General features: G+C 63.4%; 15 protein-coding genes, 2 pseudogenes and 1 riboswitch. Of the genes and pseudogenes, 9 read left to right on the plus strand and 8 right to left on the minus strand.

The annotated features are described in order from the left end of the window. Positions 1–837, plus strand: a pseudogene (locus tag ACHWRX_RS02205) (chromosome segregation protein); the annotation flags it as partial. Positions 838–855: 18 nt separating this feature from the next. Here the strand turns inward: ACHWRX_RS02205 and ACHWRX_RS02210 are convergent. The 5 genes from ACHWRX_RS02210 to thiC all read right to left on the minus strand — a co-directional run bounded on the left by ACHWRX_RS02210 (position 856) and on the right by thiC (position 5,012). Next, positions 856–1,065 (minus strand): hypothetical protein, encoded by a 210-nt coding sequence (locus ACHWRX_RS02210; protein WP_183617901.1) that lies wholly within the window; start codon positions 1,063–1,065, stop codon positions 856–858. A 77-nt stretch (positions 1,066–1,142) separates the two neighbouring features. Continuing rightward, a complete protein-coding gene (locus ACHWRX_RS02215; protein WP_058737499.1) occupies positions 1,143–1,349 on the minus strand; it encodes a cold-shock protein in 207 nt (68 codons plus the stop codon). Positions 1,350–1,578: 229 nt separating this feature from the next. Beyond that, positions 1,579–2,043 (minus strand): winged helix DNA-binding protein, encoded by a 465-nt coding sequence (locus ACHWRX_RS02220; RefSeq protein ID WP_394657930.1) that lies wholly within the window; start codon positions 2,041–2,043, stop codon positions 1,579–1,581. Positions 2,044–2,253: 210 nt separating this feature from the next. After that, positions 2,254–2,997 (minus strand): peptidase, encoded by a 744-nt coding sequence (locus ACHWRX_RS02225; RefSeq protein WP_394657931.1) that lies wholly within the window; start codon positions 2,995–2,997, stop codon positions 2,254–2,256. Positions 2,998–3,149: 152 nt separating this feature from the next. After that, complete coding sequence (gene thiC / locus ACHWRX_RS02230) at positions 3,150–5,012, minus strand: phosphomethylpyrimidine synthase ThiC (protein ID WP_183617194.1); 1,863 nt, start codon at positions 5,010–5,012, stop codon at positions 3,150–3,152. Between the two features lie 38 nt (positions 5,013–5,050). After that, positions 5,051–5,161: riboswitch (TPP riboswitch) on the minus strand. Between the two features lie 41 nt (positions 5,162–5,202). Here thiC and ACHWRX_RS02235 point away from each other — a divergent pair. Beyond that, the gene (locus ACHWRX_RS02235) at positions 5,203–5,820 is read left to right on the plus strand and encodes an SOS response-associated peptidase family protein (protein ID WP_394657932.1); all 618 of its coding nucleotides are present in this window, start codon (positions 5,203–5,205) and stop codon (positions 5,818–5,820) included. Positions 5,821–5,894: 74 nt separating this feature from the next. Then, on the plus strand, positions 5,895–6,479 hold the full coding sequence (locus ACHWRX_RS02240) for a uracil-DNA glycosylase family protein (RefSeq protein WP_394657933.1): 585 nt from the start codon (positions 5,895–5,897) through the stop codon (positions 6,477–6,479). A gap of 25 nt (positions 6,480–6,504) precedes the next feature. Here ACHWRX_RS02240 and ACHWRX_RS02245 read toward each other — a convergent pair whose 3' ends face one another. Both ACHWRX_RS02245 and ACHWRX_RS02250 read right to left on the minus strand, forming a co-directional pair. Continuing rightward, the gene (locus ACHWRX_RS02245; protein WP_183617192.1) at positions 6,505–7,344 is read right to left on the minus strand and encodes a MipA/OmpV family protein; all 840 of its coding nucleotides are present in this window, start codon (positions 7,342–7,344) and stop codon (positions 6,505–6,507) included. A 95-nt stretch (positions 7,345–7,439) separates the two neighbouring features. Beyond that, positions 7,440–7,970, minus strand: coding sequence for a GNAT family N-acetyltransferase (locus ACHWRX_RS02250; RefSeq protein ID WP_394657934.1), 531 nt, complete (start codon positions 7,968–7,970; stop codon positions 7,440–7,442). Positions 7,971–8,045: 75 nt separating this feature from the next. Between ACHWRX_RS02250 and crtY the strand changes: the two genes are divergently transcribed. The 5 genes from crtY (at position 8,046) to ACHWRX_RS02275 (ending at position 12,588) form a co-directional block, all read left to right on the plus strand. After that, the gene (gene crtY / locus ACHWRX_RS02255; RefSeq protein ID WP_394657935.1) at positions 8,046–9,233 is read left to right on the plus strand and encodes a lycopene beta-cyclase CrtY; all 1,188 of its coding nucleotides are present in this window, start codon (positions 8,046–8,048) and stop codon (positions 9,231–9,233) included. After that, positions 9,230–10,708 (plus strand): phytoene desaturase, encoded by a 1,479-nt coding sequence (locus ACHWRX_RS02260; RefSeq protein WP_058737111.1) that lies wholly within the window; start codon positions 9,230–9,232, stop codon positions 10,706–10,708. Before crtY ends, ACHWRX_RS02260 begins: the two co-directional genes overlap by 4 nt. Before the next feature lie 94 nt (positions 10,709–10,802). Beyond that, complete coding sequence (locus ACHWRX_RS02265; RefSeq protein ID WP_058737233.1) at positions 10,803–11,381, plus strand: TIGR00730 family Rossman fold protein; 579 nt, start codon at positions 10,803–10,805, stop codon at positions 11,379–11,381. Further along, entirely contained in the window at positions 11,378–12,349 is a 972-nt protein-coding gene (locus tag ACHWRX_RS02270; RefSeq protein ID WP_394657936.1) for a phytoene/squalene synthase family protein, read from the plus strand. Before ACHWRX_RS02265 ends, ACHWRX_RS02270 begins: the two co-directional genes overlap by 4 nt. A gap of 92 nt (positions 12,350–12,441) precedes the next feature. Then, the gene (locus ACHWRX_RS02275) at positions 12,442–12,588 is read left to right on the plus strand and encodes a lmo0937 family membrane protein (protein WP_153000944.1); all 147 of its coding nucleotides are present in this window, start codon (positions 12,442–12,444) and stop codon (positions 12,586–12,588) included. A 12-nt stretch (positions 12,589–12,600) separates the two neighbouring features. Here ACHWRX_RS02275 and ACHWRX_RS02280 read toward each other — a convergent pair whose 3' ends face one another. Then, on the minus strand, positions 12,601–13,845 hold the full coding sequence (locus ACHWRX_RS02280; RefSeq protein ID WP_288487397.1) for a multidrug effflux MFS transporter: 1,245 nt from the start codon (positions 13,843–13,845) through the stop codon (positions 12,601–12,603). Positions 13,846–13,956: 111 nt separating this feature from the next. Here ACHWRX_RS02280 and ACHWRX_RS02285 point away from each other — a divergent pair. Next, positions 13,957–14,372 (plus strand): annotated as a pseudogene (locus ACHWRX_RS02285) (DNA polymerase IV); the annotation flags it as partial.

The raw sequence follows: 14,372 nt of genomic DNA on the forward strand, positions 1-14,372 counted from the left end.
GCCGCCTCCGCGCGTGAAGCACGGGCCGGGGCCAGTGCTCGCGCCGAGAATGAGGATGCCCGGCGCGTCGAGATGAATCGGTTGTCCGGTGAGCGTTTCCAATCACCGCCGCCGCTGTTGCCGGGTCGGTTCGGGTTTGACGAAGCAGAGATTCGCGGCGCGGCGCAGGAATCCGCCGAGATGGAGCGCCTTTCGTCGGAGCGCGAGCGGATCGGCCCGGTCAATCTGGTGGCCGCCGACGAATTGGTCGAGGCGGAAGGCCTGCTGGGCACCAACGCTGCGGAAAAGGCGGAACTGACCGAAGCGGTCAATCGGCTGCGCGGCTCTATCGGCAACCTCAACCGCGAAGGACGCGAACGACTGCGTGCCGCCTTCGACGCCGTCGACACCCATTTCCAACGCTTGTTCACGCGCTTGTTTCAGGGCGGGCAGGCGCATCTGGCGCTGATCGATTCCGACGATCCACTGGAAGCCGGGCTGGAGATCTTTGCGCAACCACCCGGCAAGCGGCTGCAATCGCTGACGCTCGCGTCCGGCGGCGAGCAGGCGTTGACGGCCGTCGCGTTGATCTTCGCGCTGTTCCTGACGAACCCCGCGCCGATCTGCGTGCTGGACGAAGTGGACGCGCCGCTGGACGACGCCAACATCGAGCGTTTTTGCGACCTGCTGGATACGATGGTCGCGGAAACGCACACCCGCTATCTCATCGTCACTCACAACGCGGTGACCATGAGCCGGATGCATCGTCTGTTCGGCGTGACGATGGTGGAAAAAGGTATTTCGCGCTTGGTCAGCGTGGACCTTGGCGGCGCGGAGGAACTGTTGGCGGCAGAGTGAATGCCGCCAGCACGAAGGTCAGCCTTCGGCGACGACGGCCCGCGCAGCCTCTGCCGCAGCTTCACGCTTGGCGCGCGATTGCTCGGTCTTCTGGGCGCGATCGGCCATGTCCCGCCATGCCGCTTCGGAGCGCAGGGCCCGATCACGCACATTGTCCAGTTGCGCCGCTTCGGCAGCTTGAGCAGCTTCTTCGGCACGTTCCGTCGCGAACTCGTAGCTAATGCTCATGGGCGCTCCTTTCCGGGAGAAAATGGTACAGGCCGTGGGCCAGACCGATCGCAAAACGATCGGCCTGGCGATCGGCTTCAGGCGGCCGTGATGTTGGTCGCCGATTCCTTGCCATTGCGGCCACGCTCGACTTCGTAAGAGACGCGCTGGTCACGATCGAGAGTCTGCATGCCGGCGGCCTGCACGGCAGAAATGTGGACGAAGCTGTCCGCGCCGCCATTGTCGGGCTGAATGAAGCCATAGCCCTTGTCAGCGTTGAAAAACTTTACGGTGCCGATAGGCATATGCGTTTCCTTTCGAGAAACAGGGTTGCCCGGCCGCAACATGCGACAGGGCCGTGCGTCAGGTCGTCAATCGAAAGGAAGTCGTCGGAAAATCTGCGCTCTTCCCTCACAAGTGAGGTCCACAACGCTCGTCAATCGGCAAAGTCCGTCGCAAAATTCGACGTCAGCGAGGTTCTATTAGCACATCGACCGCCATTCACCTAATTTCTGACGTGAGCCGCATCAATCGCTAGGGTCTGCCGTTATCGGACTCGCGCGATGATGATAGGTTGGTGAGGAAATGCGTCATTTCCCGGAGGCCGCGCTCTGAAATCTCCAGGAAGGTGCGGCGCTTGTCTTCCGGATCGTTGCGTTTCTCGATCAGTCCGCGATCGCCCAGGATCGATATCCAGCGCAGGGCGGTGGTGGCGGGGACATTGGAGGCGATGCACGCGGATGTGACGCTGACCCGTCGCCCGCGGCCTTTCTGGATAAACAAATCCAGCAGAATATCCCAAGCAGGTTCCCCGAAAAGATCATGACCAAAGGTCTCGGCCCGAGCCGAACGCAGATTGTAAAGCTTCTCGGCGAAATCGATCCGATCTCTTGGCCGTGACGGTGAAGACGCTGTTTCGACCGGATCGATCAAAGGTTCATCGCTGAAAAGGTCAAAAGCGGCGCGTAGCAGCTCCCGTGCCCGCTCATCGGCAATCATAACTGATGCAAGCAATACAGTTTCCTAAAATTGACTACTAAGTACATTTAGGTCACTGCGTTTAGGTATATTAACCTAGGATTATCCAATTTTCATAAGGCGTTTAGTGATGCCGTTGCCACCGCCCCATAGCAGCGAACGCTCTCGATTTTTTAAAGGCGTGCTTGAGACCCTCGAGCGATACGCGAAGCTGCCATTTGCCGGGAAGTGCTAACGGCGGGGGCCGCCACGCCAGCCGGATCGACCGCCACCGTTCGCCCTGCCTTCGAAGCCGCCGGCGCGGGGGATGCCGCCTACTTCGGCGCCGCCCCGGCCCCGCCAGCCGTTGAAGGAGGGACTTGCGGGCCGGTCCACTCCGGCCGCGCCGCGATCTCCGCGCCATTGCCCCCGCCAGGCACTGCCCGGTGTCGCTGGCGTACCGGGGGTGACGCCACCAAGCCGCGCACCATCGGGACGGCCCTGCCAACGCTGGCCCTGCCAGCCTTGGCCCCGCCAGCCCTGACCCTGCTGGTTCTGACCCTGACGATCCTGCCCCTGCCAGTTCCGGCCCCGCCAATCGCGGCCACGCCACTGCTGACCCTGACCATTTTGACCTCGCCAGTTTTGGCCCCGCCAGTTCTGGCCTTGGCGATACTGACCCTGCCAGCCGCGCCCATCGCGATCACCGCGACGGCCTTCCCAATAGCGGCGCTGGCCGTCGTTCCACTGGGTACGGCGACCGCCCCGATCGAAGACGTAAACGCCATATCCAGGGTAGTAGAAGTCATTGTACCAGCCACCATACGGCGAGCCGCCATATGCAAGGTTCGGCCCATAGCCGTAGCCATAATCGTCGTAGTAGCCCGAGTTATAACCCAGACCGCCATAACCATACGTGCTTGAGCAGCCACCCAGCGCGACCGCAAACCCCGCCGCGGCAGTCGCCGCGATGAAGCGTTTCGTGAAGAACACCATGTTCATATCCTCGTCGTCGCGCGTCGCATCGGCGCGCCATGCAAAAGACAGAACGTTAATCAGGCGATAAGAGTTTCACGCGGGCTACGGGTTTGCCGAAGCGTGAGGGACGAAGAGAACCGTACCACGTCCCCCCCGTCTCAAAGCGAGATTCAATCGTGCTCGCGATCGCCCGCACCGACGTACAGTTCGCGGCCACCTTCTTCGTACTTCTGGCTCATCGCTTTCATCCCGGCTTCGGCTTCTTCTTCCGAGGCGATGAAGGTCTGCACCGGCTGGTTCTGCTTGGCAGCGAAGTCTCGCACTTCCTGGCTGATCTTCATCGAGCAGAACTTGGGCCCACACATCGAGCAGAAGTGTGCGGACTTCGCGCCCTCTGCCGGCAATGTCTGATCGTGATACTTTTCCGCCGTATCCGGATCGAGCGACAGGTTGAACTGGTCACGCCAACGGAACTCGAAGCGCGCCTTGCTGAGCGCATCGTCGCGGACTTGCGCGGCGGGGTGGCCCTTGGCGAGATCGGCGGCGTGCGCGGCCAGCTTGTAGGTGACCACGCCGACCTTCACGTCGTCACGGTCGGGCAGGCCCAGGTGCTCCTTGGGCGTGACGTAGCAGAGCATCGCGGTGCCGTACCAGCCGATCTGGGCGGCGCCGATGCCGCTGGTGATGTGGTCGTAACCGGGCGCGATGTCGGTAGTGAGCGGCCCGAGCGTGTAGAACGGCGCTTCGCCGCACGCTTCCAACTGCTTTTCCATATTCTCCTTGATCTTGTGCATCGGCACGTGGCCGGGGCCTTCGATCATCACCTGGACGTCCTGCGCCCAGGCGCGCTTGGTCAGCTCGCCCAGAGTGTAGAGCTCGGCGAACTGGGCCTCGTCGTTGGCGTCGTAGATCGAGCCGGGGCGCAGGCCGTCACCCAGCGAATAGGCGACGTCGTAGGCCTTCATGATCTCGGTGATCTCGTCGAAGCGCTCGTAGAGGAAGCTCTCCTTGTGGTGCGCCAGGCACCACTTGGCCATGATCGAGCCCCCGCGGCTGACGATGCCGGTCATCCGCTTGGCGGCGAGCGGCACATAAGGCAGGCGCACGCCGGCGTGGATGGTGAAGTAGTCCACGCCCTGTTCGGCCTGCTCGATCAGGGTGTCGGCAAAGATCTCCCAAGTGAGGTCTTCCGCCACGCCGCCGACCTTTTCCAGCGCTTGGTAGATCGGCACGGTGCCGATCGGCACGGGGCTGTTGCGGATGATCCACTCGCGCGTGTCGTGGATGTTGCGGCCCGTGCTGAGGTCCATGACGGTGTCGGCGCCCCAGCGGATCGACCAGACCATCTTGTCGACTTCGCTCGCCACGTCACTGGCAACGGCGGAGTTGCCGATGTTGGCGTTGATCTTGACCAGGAAGTTGCGGCCGATCGCCATCGGCTCGGCTTCGGGGTGGTTGACGTTGCTGGGAATGATCGCACGGCCCCGAGCAACCTCATCGCGCACGAATTCGGGCGTCACATAGTCAGGGATCGAGGCGCCGAAGCTTTCGCCGTCACGCTTGTATTCGGCCAGACGGGCGCGGCCCAGGTTCTCACGTTCGGCGACGTATTCCATCTCCGGGGTGATGATGCCCTTGCGCGCATAATGCATCTGGCTGAGGTTGTGCCCTGCCTTGGCGCGCAAAGGACGGCGCAGCGCGGTGGGGAACGGCGGAACGCCGCCCGAGCGGTCGGGGCCGAGCTGACCATTGTCTTCCGGCTTCACTTCGCGCGGGGCATATTCCTCGACATCGCCGCGAGCCAGTTGCCAAGTGCGGCGCAAGGGGGCGAGACCGGCGGCGATATCGATCACGGCGTTGGGATCGGTGTAGGGCCCGCTGGTGTCATAGACGCGGACGGGCTCTTCGCCACTGCCCGGCTCCAGATGGATTTCGCGCATGGCGACGTTCAACGGACCGACGTGGATTTTCTTCGATCCCCGAATCGGGCCGGTCGTGACGCCGATCTCCAGCTTGGAATTGATGTCCGCCATGCGCAGCGCTCCTCTTTGGGCGCGGGAGCGGATCACGGAACTTAAGTCCGGCCAACTCCCTCCGCCCGTGCTAACGGGTTCAGGTTCGACGGGTCGTGCGGAGCATACCCGCACCTCTCAGCCGCTTGCTGGCTCCCCGGTGGTGGTGCGTTGATAGACGCCTGCCGCGCCGCCGTCTAGGCGGCTTGGCATGACCATGCTCTATCGTCTTGACGCAAACGCGCGGCAGATCGGCGCTATGCTGGATGTGGAGGCGGGGGAGGATCCCTGGGCTGGTGGACACGTAGCGCCGGGCAACTTTGCGCCGGTGATCACCGCCGGGCGTGAGTTCGTGGCGGGGCCGCGTCCCTCGCAACACGCGCCTAGACGGATGGTGCCGCGCCTGTGGGGTGTCCCGCCGCCACCTTCGGCGATGGAGGCGCGGCCGGTGCTGTCCGTACGTAACATCGAAAGCCCGTTCTGGATCGGCAACTTGCGCAACAGCGAGTTTCGCTGCCTGGTGCCCGCGACGGCGTTTATGGAATGGGGCAAGGGCGTGGACCGCGCGGAGAAACGTGTGCGCCACTGGTTTGCCTGCACCGATCAACCGGTATTCGCGCTCGCAGCGGTGTGGAAAGACAGCGAGGTACCCAGCTTCGCGCTGCTTACGTGCGAACCTAATGCGGCGCTGCGATCGGCCGGGAAGGATGCGATGCCGGTAATCGTCCCGGCAGATCGCACGGTCCAGGACGTGTGGCTTCGCGGGAGTTGGGAGCGCGCAAAGGAATTGCTGCTGCCCTATTCGTCTTCGCTGATGGCCATCAGCTAAGGGCTACGGGCTTTCGAAAAAGGATGATGCGATAAAGGGTTGCGCCTCACGTCGGATAATCACATTTCGACGGCGTGACCGTAAGCCTCGATGAACTCCTCCAGCAAATCCGGGCGTGCCGGGTTTGCGAACAAGCCCTGGGGTTCGAGCCCCGGCCCTTCGTCGCCGCATCGCCAACGGCGCGGCTGCTGATCATCGGGCAGGCACCGGGCAGCCGCGTCCATGCCACCGGTCTCGGCTGGCAGGACGCCAGCGGCGATCGCCTGCGTGATTGGCTGGGCATCGACAACGCGACCTTTTACGACACCGCCCGCATCGCCCAGATGCCCACTGGTTTCTGCTATCCGGGCAAGGGCCAGGGCGGAGACCTGCCACCCCGCCCGGAATGCGCACCGCTGTGGCACAAGCCGCTGTTGGCGCGATTGCCAAAGGTGCGGCTGACGCTGCTGGTAGGATTGCATGCGCAGAAACTGTATCTGCCAAAAAGGTTCGCCCCGAACATGACCGAGGCGGTGCGCCGCTGGCAGGAGGCGCCAGACGGGCTGTTTCCCCTGCCCCACCCAGCTTGGCGCAGTCGGTTGTGGATGGCGAACAACCCCTGGTTCGAAGCTGACGTGCTCCCCCGCCTGCGCCAGCAGGTTCAGGCGGTGATCGCCTGAACCCCCCGTCCGAAAAAAGGCAGGATTAGAAGGTGTAAGCCACGCCAACGCCGCCCAGCCACTGGTTATCGTCACCACGCAAGCTGGTGTAAGGCGTGTCCTTCGCGTCGTTCAGCATCTTGGTATAGGCCACCCCGGCAAACACCGAGAACCCACCGTTCAGCAAATTGCCGTCCAGGTCGTAAGCGCCGGCCAGGCCCGCCGTTATGCTCTCCCAGCCCTTGCGGGCGTTGTAGGTCGGCAAACCGCTGGCGAAGCTCTGCCCCGGAGTGACCGAGTAGTAATAACGCGCGTACTTGCCGTCGACATGACGGGCGCCAACGTTCAGCGCCACGAACGAGCCCTTGCTGAGGGGAGTGGTGTACGTGAGGTTGGGCGTCCAGATCATGCCCTTGTAGGCCTTGGCCACATCCCAGCGGACATCGGCCGAAAGGGTGAGCGAGTCGTAGGGATTGAGCAGCTTGTAGCCGGTGATCCCCGCGGTCGCGCCCACTTCCACGGCTTCGTTCAGCTTGCCGGCTGCGCGCACCACGCGATCCTTAATGCCGCGCGCACGATTGGCCGAGTACGTCACCGTGGGTCCGAAAGAGAAGCCGATCTTGGCATCGTCGGCATCGGGGATCAGGTCCAGCGCGATACCGCCGGCACGCGGGTTGATGCCGATGCCGCCCAGTTCGCCCTTCACGATCGGAAAAGGCGTGATCGTATAGTCGTCCGAGCCGCGGTAGCTGGGCATGTAGACCCCGCCCACGCCGACGATCAGATAATCGCCATCCAGCTTGGAGCCTTCCATCATATCCTGCGCCAGGCCAGGCGTGGCGGACAGCGCGACGCCAAGGCCGGCGGCAAGAGCAAGTTTACGCATCGGTATAGATCCCCATGTAATCGACCGGGAAACGCCGAACCCGATATTGCGTTGCAGCGCCACGCAGTCCGAGTGCGGATTGCAACATCACCGTGTCATTCCGGCAACGTTTCGTTTCCTGAACCCAGCTTGCGCTGCATCATGAAGATGTCCGCCCACTGCCCCTGCTTCCAGCCGACTCCGGTCAGCGTGCCGCAGGGCAGGTATCCGGCGCGCGCATGCAGGACCACCGACGTCGGCTCCGTCCCGGCGATCATGGCGAAGGCCTGGCGAAATCCCCGCGCCTCGCAAGCGGCGATCAGGGCATTGATCAGCGCCTTGCCGATCCCCCTCCCCACCGCATCCTTGTGGACATAGATGTGCGTTTCGCAACTGAAGCGATAGGCCTCTCGATCCCCGAAACGCTCAGCATAGGCATAGCCCAGCACCGCCCCTGCGCCGTCGCGAACCACCAGAAACGGATAGCCTTCGCCCAGCACCCGCACGATCCGCTGAGCGATATCCTGTGTGGTCGGCGCATCGGTTTCAAAACTGGCGGCGCTGTTCGTCACATAGTGCGCGTAGATACCGGCAATCGCGGTGGCATCCTGTTCGCAGGCGTCGGAAACGGTCAGCTCATCGTTCATCGAATTGAAACATGCCCCAAAGCCTTCGCTGCGCCAAGTTGCAGTGAACGGTCCCCATCCCTACACGGGACGAACATGAGCGCCCCGTCAACAGATATTGCGATCCTGGGCGGTGGTCTGGCTGGAGGTTTGATCGCCCTGGCACTGGCCGCGCGCCGTCCGGACGTGTCCGTAACCGTGATCGAAGCGGGCGATCGGTGTGGCGGCGATCACGTCTGGTCCTATTTCGCGACGGACGTGAAAGACGGCGCGGACCTGCTGGAGCCTCTGGTGGCCGCACGGTGGGATGGCTATTTCGTGCGCTTCCCCAAGCGCAGCCGCGCGCTTCGTACCCCCTATCGCAGCATCACCAGCGAGCGGCTGGATGCCGTGATGCGATCCGTCCTTCCGCCTGAGCGCCTGCTGACGGGCGCTGTGGTGACGCAGGCCCTGGCCGATCGCGTTGTCCTCGCCGATGGCCGCACCATCACCGCAGGAGCGGTGATCGATGCGCGCGGAGCGGCGGGCTTGCCGCACATGGCGGGGGGCTGGCAGAAGTTCGTGGGCCAGATGCTACGGCTCAAGGTACCGCACGGCCTGACCCATCCCATCGTCATGGACGGATCGGTCAGCCAGACAGACGGCTACCGCTTCGTCTATGCCTTGCCCTTCGCCTCCGACGCGATCTTCGTCGAGGATACCTATTATGCGGACGGGCCCGAGATCGACCTGCCCGCGCTGCGCGAACGGATCGCCGCCTACGCCGCCGCGCAGGACTGGCGGGTGGAGGCTATCGAATATGAGGAAAAAGGCGCCCTGCCGGTAATCGGCGCGGGTGATCTCGACGCATTTTGGCAGGCGACAGCCACGCCCGGCGTGGCCCAGGTGGGTGCACGGGCAGCGCTGATCCACCCGTTGACCAGCTACTCGCTGCCGATCGCGCTGCGCCTGGCGCTGCATCTGTGCACGCTCGACTCGCTCTCTGCAGAGGCGATAGAGAAGGCCTGTCACACGTGGGCGCGGCGGCACTGGCGCCATGGACGGTTCTATCGGATGCTGACGCGGATGTTGTTCGGAGCCGCCATGCCAGATCAGCGCTACAAGGTTCTGGAACGATTCTACGGCTTGTCCGAAAGACTGATCGAACGTTTTTACGCAGGGCAGTCGAACCAGATGGACATGCTGCGCATTCTGGCGGGCAAGCCGCCCGTGCCGATCGGCGCGGCGGTGGCCAGCCTCAGGGGCAAAGGGCGGCCGTTGGCGCCGCTAGGAGATTTGAAATGAAGCGCGCGTGTGTGATCGGAGCAGGATTTGGCGGCCTGGCTCTGGCGATCCGCCTCCAGTCCGCCGGTATCGCCACCACGCTGATCGAGGCGCGAGACAAGGTGGGCGGGCGCGGCTACGTCTGGGAAAAGGAAGGCTTCACGTTTGATGCCGGCCCCACCGTCGTCACCGACCCCGATTGCTTGAAAGAGCTATGGGCGCTGTCGGGCAACAACATGGCCGACGATGTCGAACTGATGCCGGTCATGCCGTTCTACCGGCTGAACTGGCCGGACGGCACCAACTTCGATTATTCGAACGACAACGCCTCCATGCGCCGCGAATTCATGCGCGTGGCACCCGATGATATCGCCGGGTACGAGGATTTCCTGGCCTACTCCGAAGGCGTCTATCAGGAAGGCTACGTCAAGCTGGGGCATGTGCCGTTCCTGGACATCGCCAGCATGGTGAAGGCAGCCCCGGCGCTGGCCCGCTATCAGGCATGGCGCTCGGTCTATTCGATGGTCTCGCACTTTGTGAAGAGCGAGTATCTGCGCCAGGCCCTGTCGTTCCACACGCTTCTCGTCGGGGGAAATCCGATGACCACCAGCGCGATCTATGCCCTTATCCACAAGCTGGAGAAGGACGGCGGCGTCTGGTGGACCAAGGGTGGCACCAACAAGCTGGCCCAGGGCATGGCCCGCTTGTTCGAGCGGCTGGGCGGCACCGTGCGCCTGGCCGACAAGGTGGTGCAGATCCACACCATCGGCGATCGGGCGACCGAGGTGGAGACGGCCAGCGGCTGGCGTGAACGGTTCGACGCGGTCGCCTCCAATGGCGATATCGTGCACACCTATCGCGATCTGCTTTCGGGCAATCGGCGCGGGCCGGAGATGGCCAAATCGCTGGCGAAGAAGAAATTCTCGCCCAGCCTGTTCGTCGTCCACTTCGGGCTGGAGGGCACCTGGCCCGGCATTCCACATCACATGATCCTGTTCGGTCCTCGCTATAAAGGCCTGCTGACCGACATCTACGAACATGGCGTGCTGCCGCAGGATTTCTCGATCTACCTGCACCACCCCACCGTCACCGATCCGGGCATGGCGCCTGCCGGCAAGAGCACGTTCTACGCGCTTGTCCCGGTGGCGCACATGGGCAAGCTGCCGGTCGACTGGGACGAAGTCGGCCCGATCCTCGCCAAGCGCATCCTGGACGAAGTGGGCCGCCGCCTGATCCCGGACATCCACGATCGCATCGTCACCCAGTTTCACTATGCCCCGACCGACTTTGCGAACGACTTGTCCGCCCACTTGGGCAGCGCGTTCAGCCTGGAGCCGATCCTGACGCAAAGCGCCTGGTTCCGTGGCCACAACCGGGACGACAAGCTAAAGAACGTCTACTTGGCCGGCGCGGGCACCCATCCCGGCGCAGGCATTCCCGGCGTCGTCGGCAGCGCAAAGGCGACGGCAAAGCTGATGCTGGAGGACTTGCGGTGAGCTTGGCAGCTGCTCCCCAAGTGCCATTTTTCTGCGTGCGCCCACTCCTTCTTTCTCCCTCGCAACATCACATGAGCTATCAGGAATGCCCGTCATGAAACGCCTTGCCGTCTATTGCGGCTCTGCCACGCCCGCCGATCCACGCTACATGGAGCTTGCGCGCGAAGTCGGCAGCACGTTGGCGCAGCAGGGCATTGGCGTCGTCTATGGCGGCGGAAGGCTGGGCCTGATGGGTGCGATAGCGTCCTCCGCGCTGGAGGCGGGCGGCGAAGTGATCGGCGTGATCCCCGAAGCGCTGGTGCGGGGCGAGGTCGCCAATCACGATTGCCAGCTGACGGTCGTAAAGACCATGCACGAGCGCAAGGCCGCCTTCACCGACCTGTCGGACGGGTTCCTGGTCCTGCCCGGCGGGGTCGGCACCATGGACGAGTTGTGGGAGGCGGTCAGCTGGGCGCAGCTGGGCTATCACGCCAAGCCCGTCGGCATTCTCAACGCGCTCGGCTTCTATGACGGGCTGCTGGCGTTCAACCGACACATGGCAGAGGTCGGCTTCGTGCGTCCCGCCCACCAGGGGATCATCCTGGCAGAAGCGGAGCTCAGCCTGCTGCTCGAGCGGATGCGCGCGCATGAGCCGCCCCGCACCATCGTCGCCATGGACCCGACCACGCTTTGACCTTCCACCGGGCCACGCCGCAGCGCCTGTCGCGCGAAGAACTGGTCGAGGCGGCCCGCGTATCGATACGCAAGGGCTCGGCCAGTTTCCGCGCCGCCAGCCGCCTGTTCGATCGCACGACGCGCGAACGCGTTTGGATGCTCTACGCCTGGTGCCGCGCTTGTGACGATCTGGCCGACGATCAGGATCACGGCGGTGCGCTGGGCCCCGGGCTTGATCCCGAATCGCGCCTCGCCACGATCCGCACGCTGACCGAGATGGCCTTTGCCGGGGAGCAGACCGGAGAGCCCGCGTTCGATGCGCTGGGGCAGCTTGCCCGCGAAGTGCCGATCACGCACGCCATGGCAGAGGATGTGATCGCCGGCTTCGCGCTTGATGCGGCGGAGTGGCGTCCGCGTTCCGAAACCGACATGCTGCGCTATTGCTACCACGTGGCAGGTGCGGTGGGCGTGATGATGGCCGCCGTCATGGGTGTGCCGGAAGGCGATGAGGATACCTTGGACCGCGCGTGCGACCTGGGGATAGCCTTCCAGCTGAACAATATCGTGCGCGACGTGGCGGAGGACGATGCGGCGGACCGGCGGTACCTGCCGGTCGAGTGGACGGTGGAGGAGGACATTCCCCCCGGCGAACTCACCAAGCCGCACTACCGCGCCGGGCTGGTCCGCATCGTCGCGCGGGCGTGCCGTCTGGCGAGCGGGTACGAGGCATCGGCTCGCGTCGGCGCGGCGCGGTTGCAGTTTCGCCAGCGCTGGGCGATCCTGTCCGCCGCCAACATCTACGGCGCGATCGGGCGCAAGGTGGTGGCGCGCGGCGACCATGCCTGGGACCATCGCGTGCGTACCAGCAAGGCCGAAAAGCTGCGCCTGGTCGCTTCGGCGGCACTGGCGGCGATACGGCGCTCACCCACCCCGGCGATCGCTCCCGGCCCCTCACGCAGGCAACTGGCGGCCCTCGCCCGGGCATGATCGCTGACGGCATGGCCGCATGCGATTGTCATGAAGGTGCAGCAAAAGACCACGTCCCGCGTTTCTCGAAATAGGGAAGCTAGGAGGACATCATGCTTTATACGATTGCCGCGATCCTGTTGGTACTTTGGCTACTGGGCGTCGTCGTTTTTAAGGTGACGGCAGGCGTCATCCACCTGCTGCTGGTGATCGCCCTGATCGTCGGCCTGGTCCAGTTGTTCCGCGGCCGCAGGGTTTAACCGCGACGCCCCTCAACCCGCTTCCGCTTTGAGTGGCGGCGGGTTGAGCCGGCGGAACAGGACGCCTCTTTCCGAGTAAAATACCAGCGCCAAGGTCAAGCTGCCGCCGATTGTCATGGCAATGAACAGTGGTATGGCGGTTCCATCATAGACCTGCCCGATTACCGTACCTAGCAGCGCGCCGATCAAAAGCCTGGTGAAAGCCGTGATCGATGAGGCTGCGCCTGCCGTCCGCGAAAAAGGTTGCAAGGAAATCGAGGCGAAGTTCGACCCGATAAAAGTCACCAGACACATACTGGCTGCAATGAACGGCACGAAGGTCCATAGCCCTTCACCTCGCAGCAGGCTGAGCAGGTGGACGGCGGCGATGAAAATATAGACGATCACCGCGGTCTGCGAGACGCGCCTTGCGCCAAAACGCTCCACGATGCTGGCGTTGACGAAGTTCATTCCTGACATGGTGAGGGCAATTCCGCCGAAAATCAGCGGAAACATCGTTCCCGCGCCGAAGTGTTCCACCAGCAGCTGTTGGGACGAATTAAGCCAGCCGAACATCACGCCTTGCATCATCGCCGCGCCCAGCAAATAACCGATGGATGCGCGGCAACGGAGAACCTCCGCCATGTTCCCGATGATGACGCCCGGCTTGATGGTTTGGCGGTAGTCGGGATGCAAAGTCTCGGGCAGACGCAGCCAAACCCATATCAGCAAGGCGCTCGCCAGAATGGCCATAACCGCGAATATCCAGCGCCAATTGGCAACTAGCATCACGCTTTGTCCAACCGTTGGGGCCAGCATCGGCACGACCATGAAGGTCATCGCTACCAAGGACTGAACCCTGGCCATGCGATCCCCGCTGAAGCGATCGCGGATGATGGCCATGGGCATCACCAGCAATCCCGAAACGAACAAACCCATAAGGCCGCGTAACGCCAGCAAGGCATTGAAATCCCAGACCAGGGCAGATGCCAAAGACAGCGCAACATAGATCGCGAGGCACACCATCACCACAGGGCGGCGGCCGAACCGATCCGCGATCGCACCCGGAAACAGCGATCCCACGCCGCTGCAGATCAAAAACACCCCAATCGTCAATTGACGGTGATTTGGGTCGGTCACGCCAAGATCGCGCGAAATCTCACCCAAAGCTGGAAGCATGACGTCAATCGCCAGAGCCTGCAGCGCCTGGATGCCCGCTAACAGGCAAACGAACTCCGTTTCTCTGAGGGGAGGTTGGGGGCCGGTGGGGAATCGCATTCTGCGGCCATGGCGGATGCAACGGGAGCTTGCCAGCGATGATCTTGGTATTACGGGCAAATCGCCCGAGGGCCCATCGCGAAAACCGAATGCGTTTGCTAGGATAAGGCGATGGCCGATGCCTACGATCCTGACAACTCCGACACCGAAGTCGGCCTCCGCAAGATCATCCACGTTGACATGGACGCGTTCTACGCCAGCGTTGAGCAGCGGGACGATCCCAGCCTGCGCGGCAAGCCGCTGGCGGTGGGTGGATCGTCCGGCCGGGGCGTGGTGGCGGCAGCCAGTTACGAGGCGCGCAAGTTCGGTGTGCGTTCGGCCATGCCATCGTCTCGCGCGGTGCGGTTGTGCCCGCAGCTGATGTTCCGCAAGCCGCGTTTCGAAGTGTACAAGCAGGTGTCCGATCAGATCCGGGCGATCTTCCTGGACTACACGCCCCACGTAGAGCCGCTTTCGCTGGACGAGGCCTATCTTGATGTCACCGACGACATCCGGGGCATCGGCTCTGCCACCCGCATCGCGCAGGA

Source organism: uncultured Novosphingobium sp., assembly GCF_964277725.1.
GTDB classification, from domain to species: Bacteria; Pseudomonadota; Alphaproteobacteria; order Sphingomonadales; family Sphingomonadaceae; genus Novosphingobium; species Novosphingobium fluoreni.

Coding starts and splice junctions, on each gene's coding strand:
- ACHWRX_RS02280 (WP_288487397.1), bottom strand. CDS start 13,845: ATGCGATTCCCCACCGGCCCCCAACCTCCCCTCAGAGAAACGGAGTTC.
- ACHWRX_RS02260 (WP_058737111.1), top strand. CDS start 9,230: ATGAAGCGCGCGTGTGTGATCGGAGCAGGATTTGGCGGCCTGGCTCTG.
- ACHWRX_RS02275 (WP_153000944.1), top strand. CDS start 12,442: ATGCTTTATACGATTGCCGCGATCCTGTTGGTACTTTGGCTACTGGGC.
- ACHWRX_RS02245 (WP_183617192.1), bottom strand. CDS start 7,344: ATGCGTAAACTTGCTCTTGCCGCCGGCCTTGGCGTCGCGCTGTCCGCC.
- thiC (WP_183617194.1), bottom strand. CDS start 5,012: ATGGCGGACATCAATTCCAAGCTGGAGATCGGCGTCACGACCGGCCCG.
- ACHWRX_RS02220 (WP_394657930.1), bottom strand. CDS start 2,043: ATGATTGCCGATGAGCGGGCACGGGAGCTGCTACGCGCCGCTTTTGAC.
- ACHWRX_RS02265 (WP_058737233.1), top strand. CDS start 10,803: ATGAAACGCCTTGCCGTCTATTGCGGCTCTGCCACGCCCGCCGATCCA.
- ACHWRX_RS02225 (WP_394657931.1), bottom strand. CDS start 2,997: ATGGTGTTCTTCACGAAACGCTTCATCGCGGCGACTGCCGCGGCGGGG.
- ACHWRX_RS02250 (WP_394657934.1), bottom strand. CDS start 7,970: ATGAACGATGAGCTGACCGTTTCCGACGCCTGCGAACAGGATGCCACC.
- ACHWRX_RS02210 (WP_183617901.1), bottom strand. CDS start 1,065: ATGAGCATTAGCTACGAGTTCGCGACGGAACGTGCCGAAGAAGCTGCT.
- crtY (WP_394657935.1), top strand. CDS start 8,046: ATGAGCGCCCCGTCAACAGATATTGCGATCCTGGGCGGTGGTCTGGCT.
- ACHWRX_RS02235 (WP_394657932.1), top strand. CDS start 5,203: ATGACCATGCTCTATCGTCTTGACGCAAACGCGCGGCAGATCGGCGCT.
- ACHWRX_RS02215 (WP_058737499.1), bottom strand. CDS start 1,349: ATGCCTATCGGCACCGTAAAGTTTTTCAACGCTGACAAGGGCTATGGC.